Here is a 26,435-nt window from a genome sequence, read left to right on the forward strand (position 1 = left end):
TCAGCCGATCGGCTGCAGCGAGTGGAAGGCTGTGCCGTGGTAGACGAGCGGCGCCGCCGTGTCGTCGACCCGGGCGCCGAGCACCTGCAGGATGACCACGACGTGGTCGCCGGCGGGCACCTCGCGGTGCACCACGCACTCGAGCCGCAGCGGGGTGCCCGACACGAGGACGGCCCCGTCGTCGGTGACGACGTGGTCGACGTCGGCGAACCGGGCGGCGCGCGTGCGCGACGAGAGCTGACGGCAGAGCAGGCCCTGGTCGGCGGCGAGCACCGAGACGCCGAGGCGCGGCGCCGTGCGCAGGCGGGCCCAGGTCGCCGAGTCCTGACGTGCGGAGAACGTCACCATCGGCGGGTCGAACGAAGCCCCGACCGTGAAGCTCGAGACGACCATGCCGTCCGGGCCGTCGACCCCGGTGGCGGCGAGCGCGGCGACCCCGCTCGGGAAGGCGGCGAACGCCGAGCGTTCGACCGGGTCGAGCGACGTGGTGCGGGTCATCGGGGCTCCCGTCGAGAGATGTGAACCAGTTGGTTCATCGGGACGTTAGCCGTCCGGTGTTTCATCCGGATTACGAGGTGTTCCAATCACCTGGAAGTCACCCACCACCTCGGGCATCGTCCGAGGTACGGTGTAGTGCGCTCACCGGCTGGTTACCGGGGCGCCCGTTCCCGTCAAGCGGCCGACGAACGCAGCGTGGTCTCCTGATCCGACTTCGTGAGGTCCTCGGTCGTGGGTCCGGTGGGCACGCCCTGGTCCGAGCTTCGCTCGTCGACCGGGGCGTGCCCTCTTCTCGTCCCGGAGGTCGTCGCAGACCGGTCGTCCTCGGGGTCGCGAGTCGCGCCTCCTCGTGATTTACTTGAGGCCCCCTCACCTCGTGGAGGTTCAGGGCACGAGGCGGGGGACCGGCCGCGGGGTCGTCGACGCGCTCCCGCGGCCGGACGACCCGTCCGTGGTCGTCGCCGTCGGACCGGTGGATGGTGCAGGGTTGACTCATCATGTCGCCCGCTCCCGTCGCCCCCCTCGCCGCCCTGCTCCCCTCGACGCCGGGCGCCGACTCGTACGACGCCGACGCGGCGTACACGGCCTTCGCCGAGTGGGCCGAGTCGCGGGGGCTGCCCCTCTACCCGGCCCAGGACGAAGCGATGATGGAGCTCGTCGGAGGCGCGTCGGTGGTCCTCAGCACGCCGACCGGCACGGGCAAGTCGCTCGTCGCGGCCGGCGCCCACTTCGTCGCCCTGAGCCAGGGTGGGCGGTCGTACTACACGGCACCGATCAAGGCCCTGGTCAGCGAGAAGTTCTTCGCGTTGGTCGAGCTCTTCGGGCCCGAGAACGTCGGCATGGTGACCGGCGACTCGTCGGTGAACTCCGACGCGCCGATCATCTGCTGCACGGCCGAGATCCTCGCGAACCTGGCCCTGCGGCACGGGGCCGACGCCGCCGTCGACCAGGTCGTGATGGACGAGTTCCACTTCTACGGCGACCAGTCGCGCGGGTGGGCCTGGCAGGTGCCGCTGTTGCTGCTGCCGCGTGCGCAGTTCCTGCTGATGTCGGCGACGCTGGGTGACGTCACCCGCATCACCGACGACCTCGCGCGGCGCACCGGTCGGCCCGTGGCTCGGGTCACGGGTGTCGAACGTCCCGTCCCATTGCACTACTTCTACGCGCAGACGCCCGTGCAGGAGACGGTCGAAGAACTGCTCTCGACCGGCGAGGCGCCCGTCTACGTCGTGCACTTCTCCCAGGCCGCGGCGCTCGAGCGGGCGCAGGCGCTGTCGAGCATCAAGGTCGCCAGTCGCGAGCAGCGCGACGAGATCGCCGAACTGATCGGCGGTTTCCGGTTCAGCACCGGGTTCGGCAAGACCCTCAACCGCCTGGTGCGCTCGGGCATCGGCGTGCACCACGCGGGCATGCTGCCCAAGTACCGTCGCCTCGTCGAGCAACTGGCGCAACGCGGCCTGCTGCGGGTCATCTGCGGCACGGACACGCTCGGCGTCGGCATCAACGTGCCGATCCGCACGGTGTTGCTGACGGCGCTGACCAAGTTCGACGGCACCCGCATGCGCCAGGTCAGCGCGCGAGAGTTCCACCAGATCGCCGGGCGGGCCGGTCGCGCGGGCTACGACACCTCGGGCACGGTCACGCTCCAGGCGCCCGAGCACGAGATCGACAACCTCAAGCAGATCGAGCGGGCGGGCGACGACCCGAAGAAGAAGCGCAAGATCGTCCGCAAGAAGGCGCCCGACGGCTTCGTGTCCTGGGGCGAACCCAGCTTCACCAAGCTCATCGCCGCCGAGCCGGAGGCCCTGACCTCGCACATGCAGGTCACCCACGCCATGCTGCTCAACGTCATCGGGCGCGGCGGCGACGTCTTCGCCAACGTGCGCTCGCTGGTCTTCGACAACCACGAGCCCCTCGCCAAGCAGTACGCCATGGCCCGGCAGGCCATCTCGATCTACCGCACGCTGCGCACCGCCGAGGTCGTCGTACAAGAGGCCTCGCCCGACGGAGGCGCTCCGACCATCCGCCTGACCGTCGACCTGCAGGCCAACTTCGCCCTCAACCAGCCGTTGTCGCCCTTCGCCCTGGCGACCTTCGAGGTGCTCGACGTCGAGTCGCCCACCTACGCCCTCGACATGGTGTCCGTGGTCGAGGCGACCCTCGACGACCCCCGGCCGATCCTGTCGCAGCAGCAGTTCAAGGCCCGCGGCGAGGCCGTGGCCGCGATGAAGTCCGAGGGCATCGAGTACGACCAGCGCATGGAACTCCTCGAGGAGGTCACCTGGCCCAAGCCGCTCGACGAGTTGTTGACCGCCCTGTTCGAGACGTACGCGGCCTCGCAGCCCTGGATCGGCGACTTCGCGCTCAGCCCCAAGTCGGTCGTGCGCGACCTGTACGAGCGCGCCATGACCTTCGGCGACTTCGTGGCCTTCTACGGGTTGGCCCGCTCCGAGGGGCTCGTGCTGCGCTACCTGTCCGACGCCTTCCGCGCGTTGCGGCAGACGGTGCCGGACGAGGCGAAGACCGACGAGCTGGTCGACGTCATCGAGTGGCTCGGCGAACTCGTCCGGCAGGTCGACTCCAGCCTGCTCGACGAGTGGGAAGAGATGGTGAACCCGAGCGAGCTCGAGGCCCACGACGAGATCGTGCCCCCGACGCTCCGCAACCTCACCGCCAACGCGCGGGCCTTCCGGATCATGGTGCGCAACGAGCTGTTCCGTCGCGTCGAACTCGCCGCCCGCGACGACGCGGACGCCCTCGGGGCCCTCGACGCGGGCTCGGGCTGGGACGCCGACCGCTGGGGCGAGGCCCTCGACCGGTACTACGACGAGTACGACTCCATCGGCACGGACGCCGCGGCCCGGGGCCCACAGATGCTCCAGGTCGAGCAACTGCCCACGGTGTGGCGGGTACGGCAGATCCTCGCCGACCCCGAGGGCGACCACGACTTCGGCATCTCGGCCGTGGTCGACCTCGCCTCGAGCGACGAGCGAGGCGAGGCCGTCGTGACCGTCACGGCCGTCGGGCCGGCCTCCGAGCGGAGCCGACCGTCACCCGTCGAGGGGTAATCTCGTAGGGTCGCGCCCCACCCCGGCAGCCGACCAGCTCCACCCGCGTTCCACCACGAAGAGGTCGCCATGTCTCGTCTGTCCGGCAAAGTCGCCATCGTCACCGGGGCAGCCTCGGGCATCGGCGAGGCGATCGTCCGCCGGTTCGCCGACGAGGGGGCCCGGGTCGTCGCGACCGACATCGTCGACGGGGCGGCCGTGGCCGCCGAGACGGGGGCCGAGTTCGTGCAGCACGACGTCGCCAACGGCGGCGACTGGAAGCGCGTCATGGACCGCATCGCCGAGCACTACGGCCGACTCGACGTGCTGGTCAACAACGCCGGCATCGTCTCGGGGCAGTCGATCGACGTCACCCAGCTCGAGAGCTGGAACCGCGTCTTCGCGGTCAACGTCACCGGCGTCATGCTCGGCACGCGCTTCGCCATCGAACAGATGCGCGCGAACCCCGACGGCGAGGGCGGGTCGATCATCAACCTGGCTCCGGCGACGTCCTTCCTCGGCTTCGGTGACGACGCGGCCTACACGGCGAGCAAGCACGCGCTGGTCGGGCTCACCCGGTCGAGTGCCGCACACGCCGCCCAAGAGGGCTGGAACATCCGCATCAACTCGCTCCACCCCGGCCCGACCGACACCGCCCTGTTCCGCCGTCAGGTCGAGGCCCAGCCGCAGGTGCTCGACGCGTTCCGCGCGATGAGCCCGCGGGGTCGACTCGCCAAGCCCGACGAGGTCGCCGGGCTCGCCCTGCACCTCGCGAGCGACGACTCGGCCTTCTCGACCGGCGCCCAGTTCGTCGTCGACGGCGGGCTGTCGAGCACGCACCCCTCGATGTAGCCGCGCGGCGCTGCGCTGCTTGCCTCGCGCGGTGCGGCACCGCGACTCGTGCACGGCACCGCGTCTAGATCAGGTGCGGTGCCTGATTCGCGGTGCGGTGCGGTGCGGTGCGGGTGGGGCGCGTCAGAAGAGCGTCGCCGGAGGCGCGGGCGGGGTCGCCGGCGCCGCGATCGGGTCGGTCGTGGCGACCGGTGCCCCCGGCCAGCCGGGCCCGGACGGCACGTCGGTGCGGTTCTGGAACGCCGTGGCCGCGCCCCGGGCCCGCACGTCGGCCGCCTCGTTCATCTCGTGGCCGACGTGGCCGCGGACCCACTCGAAGCGCACCTTCCGCCCGGCCAGGGCGGCATCGAGCTCCTTGAGGATCTCGACGTTGAGCACGGGCTTGCCGTCGGCCTTCCGCCATCCCTTGCGCTTCCAGCCGGGCATCCACTCGGTGCAGGCCTTGATCGTGTACTGGCTGTCGCACAGGATGTGCAGGTCGTCGTCGGTTCCGGCCGTGGCGCGCAGCAGCTCGAGCACGGCGGTGAGCTCGCCCTGGTTGTTGGTGGCACGCGGCCAGCCGCCGGCCGCCCACCGCTCGTCGTCGACGTACCAGGCCCATCCGGCGGGACCGGGGTTGCCGAGGGCCGATCCGTCTGCTGCGGCGGTGATGGTCATGCGGGGTGCTCCTTGCGTCGACGGGTTGCCGGTCCACGGTAACGTGCCGGGCGCGACCGACCGGACCCGCGCCTCCTGCGGGGGCGTCGGCGATCGCCCGGTGGGGTGGCGCCCGCCCGTGTCAGCCGTTGTGGTCGGGGTGCGACCCGGTGCGCTCGCCCGTCTCGATGCCCGCGACGGCGGCGAGGTCGCCGGCGTCGAGCTCGAAGCCGAAGACGTCGAGGTTGGCGCGGATGCGCGACGGAGTGACCGACTTCGGGATCACGACGAGGCCCTGCTGCAGGTGCCAGCGGATCGTCACCTGGGCCGGGGTGACCCCGTGCTTCGCGCCGATGCGCACCAGGGCGGCGTTGTCCAGGATGCGCCCTCGCGCCAGCGGTGACCACGCCTCGGTGACGATGCCGTGGGCGGCGTCGAAGTCGCGCAGCTCGCGTTGCTGCAACCACGGGTGCGCCTCGACCTGGTTGATGGCCGGCACGACGTCGGTCTCGGCCATCAGGCGCTCGAGGTGCGCGATCTGGAAGTTGCTCACGCCGATCGAGAGCGCGCGGCCTTCGGCCCGGATCGTCTCGAGCGCGCGGTAGGTCTCGACGTACTTGTCCTGCCGCGGAGCCGGCCAGTGGATGAGGTAGAGGTCGACGTGGTCGGTGCCGAGCTTCGTCAGGCTCTCGTCGAACGAGCGGAGCGTCTCGTCGTAGCCGTGCGCGGTGTTCCAGACCTTGGTCGTGAGGAACACCTCGTCGCGCGGCACTCCCGAGGCCTGCAGGGCCCGTCCCACGCCCCGCTCGTTGGCGTAGAACTCGGCCGTGTCGAGGTGGCGGTACCCCTCGGCGAGGGCGGTCTCGACGACCCGCTCGGCCTCGTCGTCGGCGACCTTGTAGACGCCGAGGCCGAGCTGGGGGATCGTGCGGCCGTCGTTGAGGGTGATCTGGGGCACGTCGATGGAGGGCATGCCCCAACTCTGCCAGCGACCGGCCGACGCGTGTCGCACGCGGCGGGCGACCGTCCGGTGAACGGTGCGTGCCGGGCCCGTCGCCCGATGGACGAGGAGGCGCGGGTCAGCTCGTCTGGACCGGCACCGGTTCGGTGTCGGGCAGGGGGCTCGCGTCGCGGCCGCGGAGGTCGGGCAGCGCCTTGTGGAACGCGGCCCCGACGATCATGCCGACGAAGGCGAAGCAGGCGGCGACGATGAGCCCGCCCTGGCCGCCGACGTGGTCGATCGCGAAGCCGGCGATGGCCGAACCCAGGGCCGAGCCGATCAGCTGGCCGGTGCCGGCCCAGCCGTAGGCCTCGGCCGTGTCGCTGAACTTCACGCTCGACGAGACGATCGCGAACATCACGGCCAGGGCGGGTGCGATGCCGACGCCCGCGATCAGCAGCGTGATGCTGATGGGCCAGAGGCCGGTCGCGAAGATCGCGAGGGTCATGCCCACGAACACGATGGCGATGCGGCGGGCGAGCGCCCACGGGCCGACCGGGACGTGCCCGAGGGCGAGACCGCCGACCAGCGAGCCCGCGGCGAAGATCGCCAGGGCGATGCCCGAGTCGGCGCTCCCCTCGCCGAAGAGCGCGACGACGCCGGCCTCGACCGCGGCGCAGGCGCCGATGAGCAGGAACCCGGCGACGGTCGCGAGCAGCACGGTCGGCCGGGCCAGCACCTTGCCGAAGGCCCGCTTGCTGCGGGGGATGCGGACGCGTCCGACCTCGGGCGAGGCGATGAACCAGATGCCGCCGCCGACCAGGAACGCGGCCGCGAGCCAGATCGCCTCTCGCGTGCCGACCTGCGTGCCGACGAAGGTCGTGATGACCGGACCGGCGACCCAGATGATCTCTTGCGCGGACGCGTCGAGGGAGAAGAGGGGGGTGAGCTGGTTCGAGGTGACCATCTTCGGGTAGATGGTGCGGACGGCCGGCTGGACGGGGGGCACGCTGAGGCCCGTCACGAAGCCGAGCGCCATGAACACCGGCACCGAGAAGTCGTACAGGGTGAAGGTGACCATCGTGATGAGGCAGACCACCAGGGTCAGGGTGAGCACGGGGCGCATCGCCCAGCGGCCCATCCACCGGCTGGTGAGCGGCCCCGAGATCGCCTGGCCGATGCTCGTCGCCGCGAGGACGAGACCGGCCGCGGCGTACGAGTGGTGGACGTGCTCGACGTGCAGCAGGAACGCGAGCGACAGCATGCCGAACGGGAAGCGCGCGGTCAGCTGGGCCGCGATGATGCGCGAGACGCCGGGCGTCTTCAGCAGGGTCGAATAGGTGCTCACGAGGGGACAAGTCTACGAGTGGGTCCGCGGTCCGCGACACGCCGTGGTCCCGAACTGGGGACATCCGTCGACGAGTGTCGGTGGTGGGGACGAACATGTGGAGAACGGCCCAGAACCGGGGAGAACCGCCCCCGTTCTGTGCAAAACGTGTGCGGTTCCCTGTGGACAACTCCGCGAGACGAACTACAGGCGTGTAACACCGCATCTAGTTGTGGGGACAACCCCGGGCCACTAGATGTAGTATCGAGGAGTCGCCACGGGCACCACGACCCGCAGGCTCACGAACCACCGATCCGGCCTCAGGGGCCGGCCAGAACACAGGGGATCCCATGGCCATCACCGTCTACACCAAGCCGTCCTGCGTCCAGTGCACGGCCACCTACCGAGCCCTCGACAACAAGGGCATCGAGTACGACGTGCTCGACGTCACGGCCGACGACGCCGCCCTCGAGAAGGTCCGCGCCCTCGGCTACATGCAGGCCCCCGTGGTCATCGCCGACGACGACCACTGGAGCGGTTTCCGCCCCGACAAGATCGCCGCGCTGGCCGCCAAGGTCGACTAGTCGACCGGGCGCGCAGCGCCCCACCAGTCGGATGACCCGGGGCTCGGGCCCACACCACGTCGGAGGCGAGGACTCGTCATGACGAACGAACTCGTCTACTTCTCGAGCGTCTCGGGCAACACTGACCGCTTCGTCAAGAAGCTCGGCCTGCCGGCCCGGCGCATCCCGCTGTTCCCGTCCGAGCCACCGCTCCACGTCCGTGACCCCTACGTCCTCGTCCTGCCGACCTACGGTGGCGGCGAAGGACGAGGCGCCGTCCCGAAGCAGGTCATCCGGTTCCTCAACGACGAGGGCAACCGGCGCCTCATCCGAGGCGTGATCGCGGCGGGCAACACCAACTTCGGAGAGGGCTACTGCCTGGCCGGTGACATCGTCGCCGCCAAGTGCGACGTTCCCCTTCTCTACCGTTTCGAAGTCTTCGGAACACCAGACGACGTACAAGCCGTACACACAGGATTGGAAGAATTTTGGACGCAGCAGTCGATGACCTCGAAGTGATCGCCGCCCCGGGGCAGGGTCTCAGCTCGGGGATGGACTACCACTCCCTGAACGCGATGCTGAACCTCTACGGTCCGTCCGGCGAGATCCAGTTCGAGAAGGACCGCGAGGCGGCGAAGCAGTACTTCCTGCAGCACGTCAACCAGAACACGGTCTTCTTCCACAACCTGCGTGAGCGTCTCGACTACCTCGTCGAGAACGAGTACTACGAGCTCGCCACCATCGAGCAGTACGACTTCGCCTTCATCGAGAAGCTGAACGACCTCGCCTACTCGAAGAAGTTCCGCTTCCAGACCTTCCTCGGCGCGTTCAAGTACTACACCTCGTACACGCTCAAGACGTTCGACGGCAAGCGCTACCTCGAGCGCTTCGAGGACCGCGTCGTCATGACCGCCCTCGGCCTCGCCCAGGGCGACGAGAAGCTGGCCGTCGACCTCGTAGAAGAGATCATCGCGGGCCGGTTCCAGCCGGCCACGCCGACCTTCCTCAACACGGCGAAGGCCCAGCGCGGCGAGCTCGTCAGCTGCTTCCTGCTGCGCATCGAAGACAACATGGAGTCCATCTCGCGCGGCATCAACTCGTCGCTGCAGCTGTCGAAGCGCGGTGGCGGCGTCGCCCTGTCGCTCTCGAACATCCGCGAGGCCGGCGCCCCGATCAAGCAGATCGAGAACCAGTCGTCGGGCATCATCCCCGTCATGAAGCTGCTCGAAGACAGCTTCAGCTACGCCAACCAGCTCGGTGCCCGCCAGGGTGCCGGTGCGGTGTACCTCAGCGCACACCACCCCGACATCATGCGGTTCCTCGACACCAAGCGTGAGAACGCCGACGAGAAGATCCGCATCAAGACGCTGTCCCTCGGCGTCGTCGTGCCCGACATCACGTTCGAGCTCGCCAAGAACAACGAAGACATGTACCTCTTCTCGCCGTACGACGTCGAGAAGGTCTACGGCGTCCCCTTCGGCGACGTCGCGATCAGCGAGAAGTACCGCGAGATGGTCGCCGACTCGCGCATCAAGAAGACCAAGATCAAGGCGCGCGACTTCTTCCAGACGATCGCCGAGATCCAGTTCGAGTCGGGCTACCCCTACATCGTGTTCGAGGACACGGTCAACAAGGCGAACCCGATCAAGGGTCGCATCAACATGTCGAACCTGTGCTCCGAGATCCTGCAGGTCAACACGCCGACGACCTTCAACGAAGACCTCTCGTACAACGAGATCGGCAAGGACATCAGCTGCAACCTCGGCTCGATGAACATCGCCCTGTCGATGGACGCCCCCGACCTCGGCAAGACCGTCGAGACCGCGATCCGTGGCCTCAGCGCCGTCAGCGACATGAGCCACATCACGTCGGTCCGCTCGATCGAGGTCGGCAACGACCAGTCGCACGCCATCGGCCTCGGCCAGATGAACCTGCACGGCTACCTCGCCCGCGAGCGGGTGCACTACGGCACGCCCGAGGCGATCGACTTCACGAACATCTACTTCTACACGGTGCTGTTCCACGCCCTGCGCGCCTCGAACACCATCGCGATCGAGCGTGGCGTCACCTTCGGCGGCTTCGAGGACTCGACCTACGCGTCGGGCACCTTCTTCGACAAGTACACCGAGACCGAGTGGAAGCCCGAGACCGAGCGGGCGGCGGCACTGTTCGCCGACGCTGGCGTCGCGATCCCCACGCAGGACGACTGGCTCGCGCTCAAGGCCAGCATCATGCAGCACGGCATCTACAACCAGAACCTCCAGGCCGTGCCGCCGACCGGGTCGATCTCGTACATCAACCACTCGACGTCGTCGATCCACCCGATCGCGTCGAAGATCGAGATCCGCAAAGAGGGCAAGCTCGGTCGCGTGTACTACCCGGCGCCGTTCATGACGAACGACAACCTCGAGTACTACACCGACGCCTACGAGATCGGGCCCGAGAAGATCATCGACACCTACGCCGCGGCGACGCAGCACGTTGACCAGGGCCTGTCGCTCACGCTGTTCTTCAAAGACACGGCGAGCACGCGCGACATCAACAAGGCGCAGATCTACGCATGGCGCAAGGGCATCAAGACGATCTACTACATCCGCCTCCGCCAGCTCGCGCTCGAGGGCACCGAGGTCGACGGCTGCGTCAGCTGCATGCTCTAGGCCCTGCGCCTCGAGTCCTTGCGCCACCCGGCGCGGGCCGGTCTCGACGACCGGCCCGCGCCTCCTGAACTCACACTCCTGCTCCTGAAAGGCACGTCATGACCCTCACCGATCCGGTCCACGCCACCGGCAAGTCGGTCCCGCTGATCTCGTCGGTCAGTGCGATCAACTGGAACCGCATCCACGACGACAAGGACGTCGAGGTCTGGAACCGGCTGGTCAACAACTTCTGGCTGCCCGAGAAGATCCCGCTGTCGAACGACGTCCAGTCGTGGAACACCCTCACGCCCGAAGAGCAGCAGATGACGATGCGGGTCTTCACCGGCCTGACGCTGCTCGACACCATCCAGGGCACCGTCGGCGCGATCAGCCTGATCCCCGACGCGATCACCCCGCACGAAGAAGCCGTCTACACGAACATCGCGTTCATGGAGTCGGTGCACGCCAAGAGCTACTCGTCGATCTTCTCGACCCTCGCGTCGACCCCCGAGATCGACGACGCCTTCCGCTGGTCGACCGAGAACGTCAACCTGCAGAAGAAGGCCCAGATCGTCCTCGACTACTACACGGGCGACGACCCTCTGAAGCGCAAGGTCGCCTCGACGCTGCTCGAGTCGTTCCTGTTCTACAGCGGCTTCTACCTGCCGATGTACTGGTCGTCGCGCGCCAAGCTGACCAACACGGCCGACCTCATCCGCCTCATCATCCGCGACGAGGCCGTGCACGGGTACTACATCGGCTACAAGTTCCAGAAGGGTCTCGAAGGCGCCTCGGACGAGCGCAAGCAAGAGATCAAGGACTACACGTTCAACCTGCTCTTCGAGCTCTACGAGAACGAGATCCAGTACACGCAAGACCTCTACGACGGCGTCGGCCTCAGCGAAGACGTCAAGAAGTTCTTGCACTACAACGCCAACAAGGCGCTGATGAACCTCGGCTACGAGCCGATGTTCCCCAAGGAGACGACCGACGTGAACCCGGCGATCCTGTCCGCGCTCTCGCCGAACGCCGACGAGAACCACGACTTCTTCTCGGGGTCGGGTTCGTCGTACGTCATCGGCAAGGCCGTCAACACCGAAGACGAGGACTGGGACTTCTGACCCACCCCCGCACCACGCAGCAGGCGTCGCCCATCCCGGGCGGCGCCTGTTCTGCGTCCGGTCCGACCGCGTGCGGGCTCAGTCGGCGAGCAGCGCCGCACGGATCGCGGCGATGCCGATCCGCACCTCGGCGAACGAGGTGCTGAGCGGCGACAGTCCGATGCGCAGGGCGTCGGGGTTGCGGAAGTCCGGCACGACACCGGCCTCCCAGAGCCGCGCCACGATCGACCGGAACGAGTCGTGCGTGATCGTGACGTGGCTGCCGCGGCGGTCCGGTTCGCGAGGCGTCGCGACGGTCACCCCGAGCGGCACGAGCCAGGCGTCGACGAGGTCGAAGGCGTAGTCGGTCAGGGCGAGCGACTTCGACCGGATGGCATCGATGCCGGCCTCGTCGATGAGGTCGAGCATGTCGTGCATCGCGAGCATGCCCATCACCGGGGGAGTGCCGCTGATGAACCGCCGGATGCCGGTCGCCGGCTGGTACCCGTCGGCCATGGCGAACACGTCGGCGGCGCCCATCCACCCCTGGATCGGCTGGTCGAGCTCGGGCAACAGCGAGGCGCGGGCGTAGACGAACGCGGGAGCTCCCGGCCCACCGTTCAGGTACTTGTAGGTGCAGCCGACGGCGAGGTCGACGCCCCACTCGTCGAGCTGCATCGGCACGACGCCGACGCTGTGGCAGAGGTCGGCCAGCACGAGACCGCCCGCCTCGTGCACGAGCGTCGTGATCGCGGGCAGGTCGACCAGCCAGCCCGATCGATACGACACGTGGTTCACCAGCAGCAGTGCGGTGTCGGGCCCCACGACGTCGCGCACCTGCGACACGGTCACGCCGGTCGCCTTGTCGACGGCGATCCAGCGGATCGTGGCCCCGTGCTCGCGGGCGATGCCCTCGACGACGAAGCGGTCGGTCGGGAACTGGTCGTCGTCGATGACGATCTCGTGGCGGTCGGGCCGGGCCCGCAGGCCCGCACGGATCGCCTTGTAGAGCAGCACGGTCGTCGAGTCGGCCACGACCGTCTGGCCCGGGCCGGCACCGAGGCAGGCCGCCGCGATGCGGTCGCCGAGCTCGGTCGGCAAGGCCATCCAGCGTTCGTCCCACGAGCGGATCAACCGCGTGCCCCAGGCGCCCTCGACGAACTCGGACAGTCGCGACAGCGTGGCGGTCACGGGCCGCCCGAGCGAGTTGCCGTCGAGGTACGACACCACGTCGACGGCCGGCACGAACCGGTCGACGAACGACGCCAGCGGGTCGGCGGCGTCGAGCGGGCCGGCGGGGTGCGCCGAGGCCTGCTCGTCGGGGTCGGTGGCGTCGACGGGGTAGGCGAGCGGATCGGTCATCGGGTCTTCTCCTCGAGGGCGACGGCGAGCAGCTCGTCGGCGGTCAGTGCGGTCGCGCGGGCGAGCCAGGCGGCCCGTTCGTCGGAGGACGCGGAGGCGCGGGGCGCGTCGGCGATCCAGGTCACGCGGGTGAACGGCAGGCGCGCACCGCCGGTGGGCCCGGCGACGTCGGGGGCGAGGGCGTCGAGCAGGCCGGCCAGCCCGAAGCCGGCCCGACCCATCGCGCGCAGCTCGCGTTCGTTCACCCCGAGCGGAAGGTCGCCGTTCCCGAGGTCGGTGCCGTAGAGCACCCGGCCCCCGGCGGCACGGAACCGCGACAGGTTGTCGACGGCCGTCTCGTGCGCGACCCCACCGAGACCGTAGCCATGGATGTCGAGCGTGCTCACCCACGTCGTGGACGCGACCAGCCGGGCGATCAGGTCGTCGTCGAGCCGTTCGCTGAAGGGCGTGTGGGCGAGCCGGTCGACCCCGGCGTCGGCCGCGCGTGCCGCCTGGCCGACGCCCTGGACGTGGGCGACCACGGGCAGGTCGAGCCCGTGTGCGGCGTCGACGACGGCGGCCAGCATCGCGTCGTCGAGGACGGGGCCGACGTCGGAGTTGAGGGCGACCTTGACGATCGAGGCGCCGAGGGCGTGCTGCTGCTCGACGAGCCGGGCCGCGCGGCGCAGCCGGGTTGAGACGCGGAGGCCGCCGACCGGGAGGGAGGCGCGGGACGGCGCCCAGCCCGCCCGGCTCGGGTACCCGCCCGGCGCCGTGATCAACCCGCCGGCGATCGCCACCTCGGGCCAGCCGTCGCGACCCGACCGGCCGAGCCAGCCGGAGGCGACCGTCGGGTCCCACCCGAGGTCGACGACCCGCGAGATGCCGCCGACGGGCAGCTGCGTGGCGTCGATCAGGCCGAGGTGGACGTGCGAGTCGGTGAAGGGGGCGAGCACGGTGCCCGGCACGTGGGGCAGCTCGGCACCGGCCAGGGTGTCGGCGTCGTGCGCGTCGGCCGATCCGGCGAAGACCACGCCGTGGGCGTCGAGGCGCAACAGGCTGCGACCGGACCACCGGCCCGACCAGGCGTGGTCGACCGTGACGAGCCGCGCCTCCTGGTCCATGACCCGACCCTATTCGTGCGTGCTGCCCGTGCCCTGCAGGCCCGCCCGCGTCCGGGGACGACGAGGCGGGCTCGCAGGGTGGGTGCCGAGGAGGCGCGACTCAGGCGGGCAGGACGGCCCGCGAGCACCGCGCCACGTAGGGCAGTCGGATCAGGTCGGCGCCGCGGGTGTCCGGGTGCGTGTCGAGCAGCCGCTCGACGTCGCGCAGCAGGGCCGCGCGGTCGTCGGGCGAGAGCGTGATGACGTAGCTGCGCGACGCGATCATGGCGAGGAACTCGTCGCGACCCAGCTCGTGCACCCAGGGGACGTCGTACCGCTCGACGGTGCCGAACGGGGCACCGACGACGGGGGCGTCCGACCCCATGTCGCGCTCGCGGGGTTGGCGCATCACCCGGCTGAGCTCCGCCAGCCACGGCACGGACTCGTCGCGGATGTTCCAGACGAGGCCGAGGGTGCCGCCGGGACGCAGGACGCGGGCGATCTCGGGCACGGCGCGGGCGGGGTCGACCCAGTGCCAGGCCTGCGCGACGAGGACGGCGTCCACCGAGTCGTCGCCGAGGGGGATGTCCTCGGCCGACCCGGCGACCGACGTCGCTCCGGGGACGACCTGCTCGAGGGTCGCGCGCATGCCCGGCGACGGCTCGACGGCCGTGACCGACGGGGCACGGTCGAGCAGCAGACGGGTGAGCTTGCCCGTGCCCGCCCCCAGGTCGACCACGTGACAGGCGCCCTCGGGCAGCAGCCAGTCGACGGCGTCGAGGGGGTACGACGGGCGACCCCTCTCGTAGACGTCGGCGGCCAGCCCGAACGAGGCGGCGAGGTCGGAATCGGGTCGTGCGGGGTCGAAGCCGTGGGCGGCCGGATCGAACCCCTCCTGCAGTGGTTGATGTGTCACCGGAACACTGTCGCACGTCACGATCCGTCACACACCCTCTGTTACGTCGGCCTCGGGCGCAGCATGGAGGGGATGACTTCCTCGCTGCCTCCGACCCCTTCGTCCCCGCGTCCGACCCGTCCCCTGCGGGTCGTCGCGGTGTCCGGCACCCTCAGCACGCCGTCGAAGACCGACGCCCTCGTGCACGAGATCGTGACGGCGCTGGGCGACGTCCTGCCGATCGAGGCGCACGTCATCCGGGTCAGCGAACTCGGCCCCCTGTTCGCCGGCGCGCTCACCCGGGACCAGCTCGACGAGCGGGTCGAGCGCGAGCTGGTCGCCATCGAGACCGCCGACCTGCTGATCGTCGCCTCGCCCGTCTACCGCGCCTCCTTCACCGGGCTGTTCAAGCACCTGTTCGACTTCGTCGAGCAGTACGCGCTCGTGGACGTGCCCGTGCTGCTCGCCGCGACGGGGGGGAGCGAGCGCCACGCGCTGATCATCGAGCACGCGTTGCGACCGCTGTTCGGGTTCTTCCAGGCCCTCACCCTGCCGCTGGGCGTCTACGCGCACACGACCGACTTCACGGCGACCGGAGGCGCGGAGAAGTACGCGGTCACGGCCCCTCTGCTGCAGGAGCGCATCCGCCACGCGATCCAGCGCGGCCTGCCGCTGATCCGCTCGAGCATCGCCGAGAAGGGGCGCATCGAGCAGACCCTCGACGACGGCGACGCGCGCGACGAACTGACGGTCGGCGACCTGCGCGCCGACGAGCTCGACGTCACGACCCCGACGCGCCTGTTCAGCTGAGCGCGACCCGAAGGCGGGGCAGCCGCTCCGGGATGCCCACCGGTATCGTGATCGTCGTGAACCCCGACCCGACTCCCCGTGGCCCGTCCGTCGCCCGCGCCGAGATCCGCGACAGCGAGGCACAGCGCCGTCTCGGCCTGTTGCCCTCCGGCGTGCTGCCGGGGCGTGCGGCCCGATGGGTGGACGACGGCGTGGACGACCTGTCCGTGCTCGCGCTCGCCGAGGCACAGACCAGCACCGACGACGCCCGTGAGGCGCTCCTCGCCCAGGCGGCCGTCGACCTCGGCCTCGGCTTCGGCTCGGTGCGCGAGGCGCGTGCCCATCACGGTCAGCGCGTCGTCGAGTCGATGACGGCCGCGTCGGCCCCTGCCGACGCCCTGGGCTTCTCGAACGGCTTCACCGACACCATCGAGGAGTCGGTGCGCGACAGCATCGCCCGCCTCTTCAAGCCCCGCGGCTGATCCGGGGCGTCGACGCGACCGGACGCAGGAGGCGCGGTGCCGGTCGTGACCGGCACCGCGCCTCCTGCGGTCGTGCCGTGGGTCAGGCCTTGCCGACCTCGAGCTCGACGACCGCCCACGAGAGGGCGGGCAGGCGGAGGCGCGCGGTGCCGCCGTCGACCGTGACGCCGGTCAGCGGCACGAGGCCCACGGTGTCCTGCGCGCCCTCGGTGTTGGACGAGAAGCGGTCGCCGCCCTCGGGGACGGCCAGGACCTCGGCACGGGTGACGCGTCCGCCGCTGAAGCCGCGCAGGGCGACCTCGACGTCGGCCGCCTCGTCGAGACCGCGGTTGGCGAGGAAGAACGCGACCGTGCCGGCCTCCTCGTCGTAGGTGGCGCTGACGTCGACCAGGTCGGCGTCGCCGTACTTCTCGGTGTCGACCTTGTCGCTCGTGACGAGGGTGCGCAGGATCTGCCCGGTGGCGAGCGCGGCCATGCGGGCGAACGGCCAGAAGATCGACTGACGCCACGCGGGCCCGCCGGCCTCGCTGCGGATGGGCGCGATGACGTTGACGAGCTGCGCCTGGTTGGCGATCTTGACCCGGTCGCCGTGACGCAGCAGCGAGTTGAGGAAGGTGCCGACCACGACCGCGTCGGTGACGTTGTACTGGTCCTCGATCAGCCGGGGGTGCTCGCGCCAGCCCTTCGACACGTTGTGCGGCTGGTCGTCCGAGTCGAGGCCCGTCTGGTACCAGACGTTCCACTCGTCGAACGAGATGTCGACCTGCTTCGTGTGCTTTCCGGCGGCCTTGACGCCGTCGATCGTCGACACGACCTCCTCGATGAACGCGTCCATGTCGACGGCCGTCGCGAGGAAGCTCTTCGCGTCGCCGTCGTGCTCCTGGTAGTAGGCGTGCATCGACACGTAGTCGACCTCGTCGTAGGCGTGCGTCAGGACCTCGTGCTCCCAGGTGCCGAAGGTGGGCATGCCGCGGCCCGAGCTGCCGACGGCGACCAGCTCGATCGAGTCGTCGACGAACTTCATGGCCTTGGCGGCCTCCTGTGCCAGGCGGCCGTACTCGGTGGCCGTCTTGTGGCCGATCTGCCACGGGCCGTCGAGCTCGTTGCCGAGGCACCAGAGCTTGATGTCGAAGGGGTCCTTGGCGCCGTTGGCGATGCGGCGGTCGCTCAGCGCGGTGCCGCCGGGGTGGTTGGCGTACTCGACGAGCTCCCGGGCGGCGTCGACGCCCCGGGTGCCGAGGTTGACGGCCTCCATCACCTCGGTGCCGGCGAGCTTCGACCACGCGACGAACTCGTGCAGGCCGAAGGCGTTGGTCTCGACGGTGTGCCAGGCGCCGTCGAGGCGACGGGGGCGCTGGTCGACCGGTCCGACGCCGTCCTCCCAGTTGTACCCCGAGACGAAGTTGCCTCCGGGGTAGCGGATGACGGTGGCGCCGAGCTCCTTGGTGAGGTCGAGGACGTCCTGGCGGAAGCCGTTCTCGTCGGCGGTGGGGTGACCGGGTTCGTAGATGCCGGTGTAGACGCAGCGGCCCATGTGCTCGACGAACGAGCCGAACAGGCGGCGGGGGACCGGGCCGATGGTGAACTCGCGGTCGACGGTGATGCGGGCGGTGGACATGGGTCTCCTAGGTGAGGGGATCGGCGTGCGTGCGGTGGGGACGAGGAGGCGCGGTGCGGCAGGGCGGTCGCGTCCGGGGCGGTCGGATCACTGACCTCCGAACCCGGTGGTCGAGATGCCCTTGATGATCTGCCGCTGGAAGAACAGGAACACGAGGATGAGCGGCAGGGCGGCGAGGACCGCGGCGGCCATGTTCTGCGCGTACTGGATGCCGTAGGCGCTCTCGATGGTCTGCAGGCCGACCGGCAGGGTGAGCAGCGACGCGTCGTTCGTGACGATGAACGGCCACAGGAAGTTGTTCCAGGCGCCGATGAACACGAAGATCGACACCGCTCCGAGGATGGGGCGCGACAGCGGCAGCAGGATCGTGAAGAAGACCCGGATGCGCCCCGCGCCGTCGACGCGGGCGGCGTCCTCGAGCTCGATCGGCACCTGGTCGAAGAACTTCTTCAGCACGAACACCATCGCCGGGGCGATCGCCTGCGGCAGGATGATGCCCCAGTACGTGTCGACCATGTCGAAGGCGAGCATCTGGTAGAACAGCGGCACGATCAGCACCTGCGGCGGGATGATGATCGACGCGATCGTCGCGACGTACAGCCACTTCTTGCCGCGGAAGTCGAGGCGCGAGAAGGCGTAGGCGACGAGGGCCGAGGTGGCCACGACGATCAGCGTGATGACGATCGAGGTGAACAGGCTGTTGAACAGCCACACCGGGATGTTGCCCTGTTCGAGCACCCCGCGGTAGGCGTCCAGCGTGAAGCCGCCGGCCGGGATCCAGGTCTGCGGCGTCGCCGCGGCGTCGGTCTCGCTCTTGAACGAGGTGGCGAGGGACCACAGGAACGGCAGCAGCCAGAGGACGGCGAGCACGACCAGGATGGCCACGCTGAGCACGGCCATCGGGCCGAACGGCTTCTGGCCGGGCTTGTGGCCCTTCCGGCCCCGGCCGGCGGTGGGGGCCCGCAGGTCGGACGTGGGGGCGAGGGCGGGGGCGGTCATTTCTGGGCTCCCTTGCGGTTGCGGGCCGTGATGCTGAACTGCGCGATCGAGATGACGACGATGACCGCGAAGAAGATGTACGAGATCGCCGACGAGTAGCCGAAGCGGTAGCCGGTGAAGCCGGTGTCGAAGATGTACTGCACGGCCGAGCGGGTGCTGCCCGCCGGTCCGCCGGTGGTCATCTGGTAGATCTGGTCGAAGACCTTCAGCGAGGCGAGCACCTGGAGGATGACGATCAGGCCGGTGGTCGGGCCGAGCTGCGGGATGGTGATCGACAGCAGCGACCGCCAGCGTCCGGCGCCGTCGAGCGACGCGGCCTCGTACTGCTGGTCGGGGATGTTCTGCAGGGCGGCGAGGTACAGCAGGAAGTTGAAGCCGACCGTCCACCAGACGGTGGTCGCGACCACGGCGATCATGGCGGTGTCGGGGTCCTGCAGCCAGGCGGGTTGCGGCAGCCCCAGCGTGCCGAGCACGTTGTTGATCGGGCCGAGGGTCGGGCTGTAGAGCTGGATCCAGAACAGCGAGACGACCGTCGAGGCGAGCAGGTACGGCAGGAAGAAGCTCAGCCGCCAGAGCCACTGACCCGGCAGACCGGTGTTGACGAGGATGGCGAGCACGAGCGCCACGACGACGAGCGGGATCGTGCTGAGCACCGTGAACCACAGCGTGTTGAGCATCGAACGCCACATGTCGCCGTCGGCGAAGGCCTCGGCGTAGTTGGCGACGCCGATCAGCTCGCCGCCCTGGCCGGTCAGGCTCTGGCCGGTGAAGCTCAGGTAGAAGCCGTGGAGCAGCGGCCAGACCAGGAACACCGCGAAGAGCACGGTGAACGGAGCGGCGAAGCCCCAGCCGATGCGGTTGTCGGAGGGGCCGGTCCGCTTGCGGGAGGCGCGGCTGCGGTCGGTCGCGCGGGCGTCGGACCGCGCGCGCTCGGCGGTGGCCCGGGGGGCCTTGACCGTGGTGGAGGTCACAGATCGACTCCTTCGTCGTCGTGATGGTCGGGTCGTGCGGAGGGGGAGGAAGGCGGTGTCGGGCGGACGGGGCGGCGGTGCCGCGTCGGCGTGGGGGAGGGCACGACGGTCACACCGGAGCCGGCCGCGACAGCTGCGTGTTGACTCGCGCGACGAACCGACGCATGCCGTCGGCCGCGTCGTCCTTGGCGAGGATCACGGACTGGATCGAGTCGAGGAAGTACGTCTGGAAGTCCGAGCCCGAGCCGGTGAACCAGGCGGGCGGGTCGTAGTTCAGGTAGTCCGCCGCCTCGGCGTAGTTCGCCTGCGGTCGCAGCTCGGCGTACTCGGGGCTCTCGACGATCGGCAGGTAGGCCGGGATGTGCCCGGCCGCGGCCCAGGAGATGGAGTCCTTCAGGATGGTCGAGACCATCTTGTAGACGTCCTCGCGCTTGACGTCGTCGACCTCGCTCTGCCTCGGCAGCACGAACGCGTGCGAGTCGGCGTAGACGGCCGGCGTGCCGAAGAGCGTCGGGATGATGCTGCCGTCGAACGGGATGCCCGCGTTCTCGGCGCTCGGGACCTCCCACACGCCGGTGAAGAGCATGCCGCTCTCGCCGCTGACGAACTCGGCGATGCCCGACTGGATGTCGCTGGCCGTGGCCATCGCCGTGCCGTCGGTGAGCTGCTGCATGAACTGGAGCGCGGTGACGGCGGCCTGCTCGTCGTACTCGACCGTGCCGCCCTCCTTCAGCACCATGTCGGCGCCCTGCTGCTTGTAGAACGTGTAGAACATGCGCCACAGCTGTGCGCCGTCGTTGAGATAGCCCCACGAGGCGCCGTGCTTGCCGGTCACCTGCTGCATGGCGTTCGCGACCTCGAGGAACTGCTCGGGGCTGGTGATCTCGACGAGCTTGCCGTCGGGGCCGAGGGCACCCGCCTGGGCGGCGATGTCGGTGTTGTACAACAGGATGAACGGGTGCGAGTCGAGGGCGACCGAGTACAGGTCGCCGCCGTTGAAGCCCTTCTTCCACACGGCCTCGGCGAAGTCCTCTTCGCGGACGCCGTACGACGCGAGCTTCTCGACGTCCCACGGGTCGAGCAGGCCGCCGGGGGCGTAGCCGGGCACGCGCGAGGCGTGCATGATCGCGACGTCCGGCGCGCGACCGCCGGCCGAGGCCATGGCGAGCTTCGTGTAGTACGGCGTGCCCCAGGCGAGCACGGTCTGCGTCGCGTGGAACCCCGGGTTCTGCTCGTTGGCCTGGTCGATCAGCGCCGACATCTTGATGCCGTCACCGCCGCTGAGCAGGTGCCAGAACTTCAGCTGCGCGACGTCCGTGCCCGAGCCGGTGACCGCCCCGGGCGCACAGCCCGAGAGGCCCGTGGCGACGAACGCCCCGCCGACGAGGGCGGCCGAGCCGAGCAACATGCTGCGGCGGCTGAGGCCGCGGGGGGTGGCGGTGCCGGCGGTGGTGCCCGGACGCGGTGCCGGGGTCGTCCGATGGTTCTCGGTCATCTTCACTCCTTCGTGATGCGTGACGAAAGCGACTATTCCATCGTTGTAACGGATGCGCAAGAGGTTTCCGGCACACCGCCAGGACAGGGCCACAGCGCCAGGCTCTCTTCTGGCGTCGTGCCCCTCTCGTGGTGTCAGGCGCGGCCGCGGGTGCTGGCGCGCACGACGATCTCGTGGGGGACGATCACGAGTTCGGCCGCGCCCTGCCGGTCGGCGATGCGGGCCGCGAGCAGTTCGAGGGTGCGGTCGACGAAGAGGCGCTTGTCGAAGGTGACGGTCGTCAGCGGCGGCACGGAGAACCTCCCGTCGACGATGTCGTCGAAACCGGCGACCGCGACGTCGTCGGGGACCCGCAGGCCCGCCGACGTCAGCGCGCTGACGGCGCCGATGGCGAGCGAGTCGGTGAAGCAGAAGATCGCGTCGGGCCGGTCGCCGCGCTCGACGGCCGCCCGGACGACCGAGAAGGCGTCGGCCGAGGTCCACTCCGGGCACGAGTACTGCAGGGCGTGGTCGAGGGGCAGCCCGGCCTCGGCCATGGCCTGCTCGAAGCCGCGGGTGCGGGCGCGGGCCGTGGCCGTGTCGAACTCGCCGGCCGAGTCGCCGAGGGTCGCGATGCGGCGGTGTCCGGCGGCGATCAGGTGGGCCGTCATGTCGCGGGCCGCGGCGACGCTGTCGACCCGCACCTGGTCGACGAGGGTCTGCTCGACCTCGCCGATGACGACCACGGGCGGCAGCGAGTCGGTGGCCCCCGAGCCGGAGCCGGAGCCGGTGCCGGAGCCGCTGCCGGCGGACGACAGGGCGCTGGCGTCGAGCGTGATCGGGTTGAGGACGAGGCCGTCGACGAGGTGTTCCTTGCCGCGCGAGAGCAGCTCGCCCTCGCGTTCGGGCCGCGAGCCGGTCTGCTCGAGCTGGATCGACCAGCCGCGCTCGTGCGCCTGCTCGACGAACCAGTGCGTCATCTCGGCGCTGTACGGGGTGCTCAGGTCGGGGAACGCCAGGGCGATCGACCCGGTGCGCCCGGTGCGCAGGCCACGCGCGCTGAGGTTCGGCACGTAGTCGAGTTCGGCCAGCGCGCTCTCGACGCGGGTGCGGGTGTCGGGCCGGACGAAGACGACGCCGTTGATGACGTTGGAGACGGTCTTCGGCGACACCCCGGCGAGTGCCGCCACGTCCTTCACCGTCGCGCGCATGCGTTCAGGCTAGTGGCGGCAGGCGCTCAGGCGGAGGCGAGCACCTTGACGATGCGTTGGAGCGAGACGCTCTCGCTCGGCCGCAGGTCTTGTGCGAACAGGCTGAGGCGGAACTCCTCGATCATCCACCGGGCGCGGACGAGTGCAGGAGGCGCGGTGTCGGCGGGCGGGAACGTCCCGCCCGCGGCCTCGTACCGCTCGGTCGCCTGCTGCACCTCGCTGAGCCAGACGCGGTCCCGCCCGGGGTTCTCGAGCAGTTTCGCCGTGCGCTTCGTGATGCCCACGAGGTACACCGGCACGCGCTGGAGCTGCTGGAGCCCGGTCTGCGACACGAAGCCCGGACGGATCAGGCGATCCCGCTGCTGCCGCATGTCGGTCAGCGCCGCGAGCAGGGTCATCGAGGTCGCACCCCTCAGGGCCTTGTCGGCGTCGCGGGCGGCGGTCAGCGTGCGGGCGACGAGCGAGACGGTCTGGAACATCTGGTCCATCACGGCCCCCGAGACCCGGTCGCGGGTCGAGAGGAACTCCTTCTTCGTCATGACCATGCCGTCGGGCTTCACGCGGAACAGCACGTCGTCGACGACGGCCACGAGGCAGTCCGCGAAGAGCGCCGACGTGTTCTGGTACGGGCTCGTCGCGAGGATGAGCTTCTCGGCGCTCGTCAGGTGCTGCTGCACGTAGGCCACGGGCGACGGGGTCGCCAGCATCAGCAGGCGCCGCACGCCCTTCGGCGTCGCGAGGGCCTGGTCGGCGGGCGTCGCCATCAACGTGATCGAGACCGAGTCGCCGTGGTCGACCAACGCCGGGTAGGCCCGGATCACGGTGTCGCCGTGGCGGGTGTCGACGACCGCGGGGAGCTCGTCGAAGTCCCACGACGTCAGGCCCTCGCGCTCGATCGAGCTCGTGGGGCGAGGCGTGACGGGCGTGGCGTCGCCCCCCGCGCCTCCTCGTCCGCGACCCCGGCCACGGCCGCGCTCGTCGCGCCCGCCGCCCTGCGTGACGCGCGCGACGCTGTCGCGCGTGGCGTCGCGCAGCCGGTGCTGGAGCGCGTCGAGATCTTTGTCGGCCCCGACCGTGCGGCCCCGCTCGTCGACCACGGCGTACGTGACCCGCAGGTGCGCGGGCACGCGGTGCAGGTCGAAGTCGTCGGTCGAGACGGGCGTGTAGGTGAGCTTCTTGATCGCCGCGGCCACGGTCGCCGTGAACGGCTCGTCGACGTCGGCCGGTGGTGCGTCGGGCAGCTCGTCCGTGATCTTCGACGCCCAGTCGGCGGCGGGCACCACGTTCTTGCGGATCTGCTTCGGCAGCGACTTGATGAGCGACGTGACGAGCTCGTCGCGCAACCCCGGCACCTGCCAGTCGAAGCCGACCGGACGGAGGCGCGGCAGCAGCGGCAGCGGAACGATCACGGTCACGCCGTCGTCGTCGGCCCCCGGCTCGAACTTGTAGCGCAGGGTCAACGTCTGGTCGCCCTGCTGCCACGTGCTCGGGAAACCCTGTTCGTCGACGTCGGGTTCGTCGTCCCCGAGCAGGTCGGCGGCGGTCATGGTGAGCAGGTCGGGCGTGTCGACCTTGGCCTTGCGCCACCAGCCCTCGAAGTCGCGCATGCTCGCGACGTCGGCCGGGATGCGCCGCTGGAAGAACTCGAACGCGGCGTCGCCGTCGACCAGGATGTCGCGGCGACGCGTCCTCTCTTCGACCTCGGTCAGCTCGCGGATGAGCTGCCGGTTCTTCTGCTCGAACGCCTGGTGCCCCTCCCAGTCGCCCTCGACCAGCGCGTGCCGGATGAACAGCTCGCGGGCGTACGCCGGGTCGATGCGCGAGAACTGGATGCGTCGTCGCTCGACGATCGGCACCCCGTAGAGCGTGACGCGCTCGTAGGCGACGACGGCGCCCTGCTTCTTCTCCCAGTGGGGTTCGCCGTAGCTGCGCTTGACCAGGTCGGGCGCCAGCGGTTCGGCCCACGCCGGGTCGATCGAGCCGGCGACGCGGGCGAACAGGCGACTGGTCTCGACGAGTTCGGCCGTCATCACGGCCGCCGGCGGCTTCTTCGCGAGGCTGCTGCCCGGGAAGATCAGGAACCTCGTCTGGCGGGCGCCGACGAAGTCCTTCTTCTGCGGGTCGAACAGCCCGATCTGGCTGAGCAGGCCGGCCAGCAGGCTGCGGTGGACGCCGTCGGGGTTCGCGCTGCGCTCGCCGATGTGCAGGCCGAGGGGCCTGGCCGCGCGGCTGAGCTGGCGGTAGACGTCCTGCCACTCGCGGATGCGCAGGTAGTTGAGGAACTCGTCGCGGCACAGACGCTTGAAGGCGTTGCCGCTGAGCTCCTTCTGCTTGTCCTCGAGGTACTCGAACAGGTTGAGCAGCGTGAGGAAGTCGCCCTTGGGGTCGCGGAAGCGCGAGTGCTTCTCGTCGGCCTGGGCACGCCGCTCGAGGGGCCGCTCGCGCGGGTCCTGGATGCTCAGGGCCGAGACGATGGCGAGCACCTCGCGCGTCGTGCCCTGCGTCTTGGACTCGACGACCATGCGGGCGAGGCGCGGATCGATCGGCAGTCGCGTGAGCTGCTTGCCGACCCGGGTGATCTGGCCGCCCTGGGTGACGGCGCCGAGCTCGCGCAGCAGGTCGAGTCCGTCCTTGATGCCGCGCGAGTCGGGCGGCTGGAGGAAGGGGAAGGCGGCGATGTCGCCGAGGTTCAGGGAGATCATCTGCAGGATGACCGCGGCGAGGTTGGTCCGCAGGATCTCGGGCTCGGTGAACTCGGGGCGCTTCTCGAAGTCGGTCTCGCTGTAGAGGCGGATCGCGATGCCGCTGCTCGTGCGACCGGAGCGGCCCGACCGCTGGTTGGCGCTCGCCTGCGAGATGGCCTCGATCGGCAGGCGCTGCACCTTGGCCCGGGTCGAGTAGCGGCTGATGCGGGCCGTGCCGGCGTCGATCACGTACTTGATGCCGGGCACGGTGAGGCTGGTCTCGGCGACGTTGGTCGCGAGGACGATGCGGCGCCGGGTGCCCGCGGTCGTGCTGGGCTGGAAGACCCGGTGCTGGTCGGCGGCGCTCAACCGGCCGTACAGCGGCAGCACCTCGGTGAACGGCAGGTTGCGGCCGCGGATGCTCTCCTCGGCGTCACGGATCTCGTTCTCTCCGCTGAGGAAGACGAGGACGTCGCCGCTCGACTCGCGGGCGAGTTCGTCGAGGGCCTCGTTGATGCCCTGCAGGTAGTCCTTATCGTCGGCGCGTTGCCTGCGGTCGCCGGCCCGCGCCTCCTGACGGTCGCCCTGGCGACCCGCGGGGCGGTCGTCGTCGTCGAGGTCGCCGTCGTCGTCGCTCGTGGTGTCGTCGGCGACGAGCGGTCGGTAACGGACCTCGACCGGGTAGGTGCGACCCGAGACCTCGACGATGGGCGCGTCGCCGAAGTGCTTCGAGAACGACTCGGGATCGATCGTGGCGCTCGTGATGATGAGCTTGAGGTCGGGGCGGCGGGGCAACAGCTGCTTGAGGTACCCGAGCAGGAAGTCGATGGTCAGGCTGCGCTCGTGGGCCTCGTCGATGATGATCGTGTCGTAGCGCTCGAGCTCGCGGTCGAAGTGGATCTCGTTCAGCAGGATGCCGTCGGTCATCAGCTTGATCTGCGTGTCGGCACCGACCTTGTCGGTGAACCGCACCTGGTAGCCGACCACGCCGCGGACCTCGTCGCCGAGTTCTTCGGCGATGCGCTCGCTGATGGTGCGGGCCGCGATGCGGCGCGGCTGGGTGTGGCCGATCTTGGTCCGGCCGAGCTCGAGGCAGATCTTGGGCAGCTGGGTCGTCTTGCCCGAACCGGTGGCGCCCGCGACGATGACGACCTGGTTGTCACGGATCGCCGCGGCGATGTCGTCGCGCCTCTGGCTGACCGGCAGCTCGGCGGGATACGTGATGGTGGGGATCATGAGCCCTCCATCGTAAGCCGCCCGGGCCGGATC

21 protein-coding genes are annotated in these 26,435 nt (G+C 69.9%); 8 read left to right on the top strand and 13 right to left on the bottom strand.

Annotation, left to right across the window (positions count from 1 at the left end; translation table 11 throughout):
- Positions 1-498: a flavin reductase family protein gene (locus QRN23_RS03975; protein WP_159827263.1), complete on the bottom strand. Its 498-nt coding sequence runs from the start codon at positions 496-498 to the stop codon at positions 1-3.
- A gap of 497 nt (positions 499-995) precedes the next feature.
- On the opposite strand from QRN23_RS03975, the gene QRN23_RS03980 reads away from it, so the two are divergent.
- The gene (locus tag QRN23_RS03980; RefSeq protein WP_277959653.1) at positions 996-3,566 is read left to right on the top strand and encodes a DEAD/DEAH box helicase; all 2,571 of its coding nucleotides are present in this window, start codon (positions 996-998) and stop codon (positions 3,564-3,566) included.
- 69 nt (positions 3,567-3,635) lie between these two features.
- On the top strand, positions 3,636-4,397 hold the full coding sequence (locus QRN23_RS03985; RefSeq protein ID WP_043596555.1) for an SDR family NAD(P)-dependent oxidoreductase: 762 nt from the start codon (positions 3,636-3,638) through the stop codon (positions 4,395-4,397).
- Between the two features lie 123 nt (positions 4,398-4,520).
- Here the strand turns inward: QRN23_RS03985 and QRN23_RS03990 are convergent, their stop codons facing one another.
- The 3 genes from QRN23_RS03990 to QRN23_RS04000 form a co-directional block, all read right to left on the bottom strand.
- Positions 4,521-5,054, bottom strand: a complete 534-nt coding sequence (locus tag QRN23_RS03990) for a ribonuclease H family protein (RefSeq protein WP_056048966.1) — start codon at positions 5,052-5,054, stop codon at positions 4,521-4,523.
- Between the two features lie 121 nt (positions 5,055-5,175).
- Positions 5,176-6,006, bottom strand: coding sequence for an aldo/keto reductase (locus QRN23_RS03995; RefSeq protein WP_285062646.1), 831 nt, complete (start codon positions 6,004-6,006; stop codon positions 5,176-5,178).
- A 106-nt stretch (positions 6,007-6,112) separates the two neighbouring features.
- A complete protein-coding gene (locus QRN23_RS04000) occupies positions 6,113-7,321 on the bottom strand; it encodes an MFS transporter (RefSeq protein ID WP_056048960.1) in 1,209 nt (402 codons plus the stop codon).
- Positions 7,322-7,650: 329 nt separating this feature from the next.
- On the opposite strand from QRN23_RS04000, the gene nrdH reads away from it, so the two are divergent.
- From nrdH to nrdF, 4 genes are all read left to right on the top strand, one after another.
- Positions 7,651-7,884: a glutaredoxin-like protein NrdH gene (nrdH, locus tag QRN23_RS04005; RefSeq protein WP_043596549.1), complete on the top strand. Its 234-nt coding sequence runs from the start codon at positions 7,651-7,653 to the stop codon at positions 7,882-7,884.
- Between the two features lie 78 nt (positions 7,885-7,962).
- The gene (gene nrdI, locus QRN23_RS04010) at positions 7,963-8,382 is read left to right on the top strand and encodes a class Ib ribonucleoside-diphosphate reductase assembly flavoprotein NrdI (RefSeq protein ID WP_056048957.1); all 420 of its coding nucleotides are present in this window, start codon (positions 7,963-7,965) and stop codon (positions 8,380-8,382) included.
- Between the two features lie 32 nt (positions 8,383-8,414).
- Positions 8,415-10,520, top strand: a complete 2,106-nt coding sequence (gene nrdE / locus QRN23_RS04015) for a class 1b ribonucleoside-diphosphate reductase subunit alpha (protein ID WP_123571747.1) — start codon at positions 8,415-8,417, stop codon at positions 10,518-10,520.
- Between the two features lie 98 nt (positions 10,521-10,618).
- Positions 10,619-11,620: a class 1b ribonucleoside-diphosphate reductase subunit beta gene (nrdF, locus tag QRN23_RS04020; protein ID WP_056048952.1), complete on the top strand. Its 1,002-nt coding sequence runs from the start codon at positions 10,619-10,621 to the stop codon at positions 11,618-11,620.
- Positions 11,621-11,698: 78 nt separating this feature from the next.
- Here nrdF and QRN23_RS04025 read toward each other — a convergent pair whose 3' ends face one another.
- The 3 genes from QRN23_RS04025 to QRN23_RS04035 form a co-directional block, all read right to left on the bottom strand.
- On the bottom strand, positions 11,699-12,961 hold the full coding sequence (locus QRN23_RS04025) for a kynureninase (RefSeq protein ID WP_285062651.1): 1,263 nt from the start codon (positions 12,959-12,961) through the stop codon (positions 11,699-11,701).
- A complete protein-coding gene (locus QRN23_RS04030) occupies positions 12,958-14,064 on the bottom strand; it encodes an amidohydrolase family protein (protein ID WP_285062653.1) in 1,107 nt (368 codons plus the stop codon). The genes QRN23_RS04025 and QRN23_RS04030 overlap by 4 nt, the downstream gene beginning before the upstream one ends.
- 100 nt (positions 14,065-14,164) lie before the next feature.
- Positions 14,165-14,959, bottom strand: a complete 795-nt coding sequence (locus tag QRN23_RS04035; RefSeq protein WP_285062655.1) for a class I SAM-dependent methyltransferase — start codon at positions 14,957-14,959, stop codon at positions 14,165-14,167.
- 72 nt (positions 14,960-15,031) lie between these two features.
- Between QRN23_RS04035 and msuE the strand changes: the two genes are divergently transcribed.
- Both msuE and QRN23_RS04045 read left to right on the top strand, forming a co-directional pair.
- A complete protein-coding gene (gene msuE / locus QRN23_RS04040) occupies positions 15,032-15,748 on the top strand; it encodes an FMN reductase (protein ID WP_200412891.1) in 717 nt (238 codons plus the stop codon).
- 32 nt (positions 15,749-15,780) lie between these two features.
- Positions 15,781-16,209 carry a hypothetical protein gene (locus QRN23_RS04045; protein ID WP_056048939.1) on the top strand — a complete coding sequence of 143 codons (429 nt, stop codon included), beginning with the start codon at positions 15,781-15,783 and terminating at the stop codon, positions 16,207-16,209.
- An 82-nt stretch (positions 16,210-16,291) separates the two neighbouring features.
- On the opposite strand, the gene arfA is transcribed toward QRN23_RS04045, so the two are convergent.
- The 6 genes from arfA to hrpA form a co-directional block, all read right to left on the bottom strand.
- Positions 16,292-17,827 (bottom strand): arabinosylfuranosidase ArfA, encoded by a 1,536-nt coding sequence (gene arfA / locus QRN23_RS04050; protein ID WP_123571634.1) that lies wholly within the window; start codon positions 17,825-17,827, stop codon positions 16,292-16,294.
- 87 nt (positions 17,828-17,914) lie between these two features.
- Complete coding sequence (locus QRN23_RS04055) at positions 17,915-18,826, bottom strand: carbohydrate ABC transporter permease (protein ID WP_285062659.1); 912 nt, start codon at positions 18,824-18,826, stop codon at positions 17,915-17,917.
- Positions 18,823-19,680: a carbohydrate ABC transporter permease gene (locus tag QRN23_RS04060; protein WP_043593482.1), complete on the bottom strand. Its 858-nt coding sequence runs from the start codon at positions 19,678-19,680 to the stop codon at positions 18,823-18,825. Before QRN23_RS04060 ends, QRN23_RS04055 begins: the two co-directional genes overlap by 4 nt.
- A gap of 226 nt (positions 19,681-19,906) precedes the next feature.
- Positions 19,907-21,292 (bottom strand): extracellular solute-binding protein, encoded by a 1,386-nt coding sequence (locus QRN23_RS04065; protein ID WP_123571746.1) that lies wholly within the window; start codon positions 21,290-21,292, stop codon positions 19,907-19,909.
- A 134-nt stretch (positions 21,293-21,426) separates the two neighbouring features.
- Positions 21,427-22,482, bottom strand: a complete 1,056-nt coding sequence (locus QRN23_RS04070; protein WP_285062662.1) for a LacI family DNA-binding transcriptional regulator — start codon at positions 22,480-22,482, stop codon at positions 21,427-21,429.
- A gap of 26 nt (positions 22,483-22,508) precedes the next feature.
- Positions 22,509-26,402: an ATP-dependent RNA helicase HrpA gene (gene hrpA, locus QRN23_RS04075; RefSeq protein WP_285062664.1), complete on the bottom strand. Its 3,894-nt coding sequence runs from the start codon at positions 26,400-26,402 to the stop codon at positions 22,509-22,511.
- Positions 26,403-26,435: the final 33 nt, after the last annotated feature.

The sequence above is a fragment of the Frigoribacterium sp. ME-P-080 genome (assembly GCF_030209595.1).
In the GTDB taxonomy this organism is placed as follows: domain Bacteria; phylum Actinomycetota; class Actinomycetes; order Actinomycetales; family Microbacteriaceae; genus Frigoribacterium.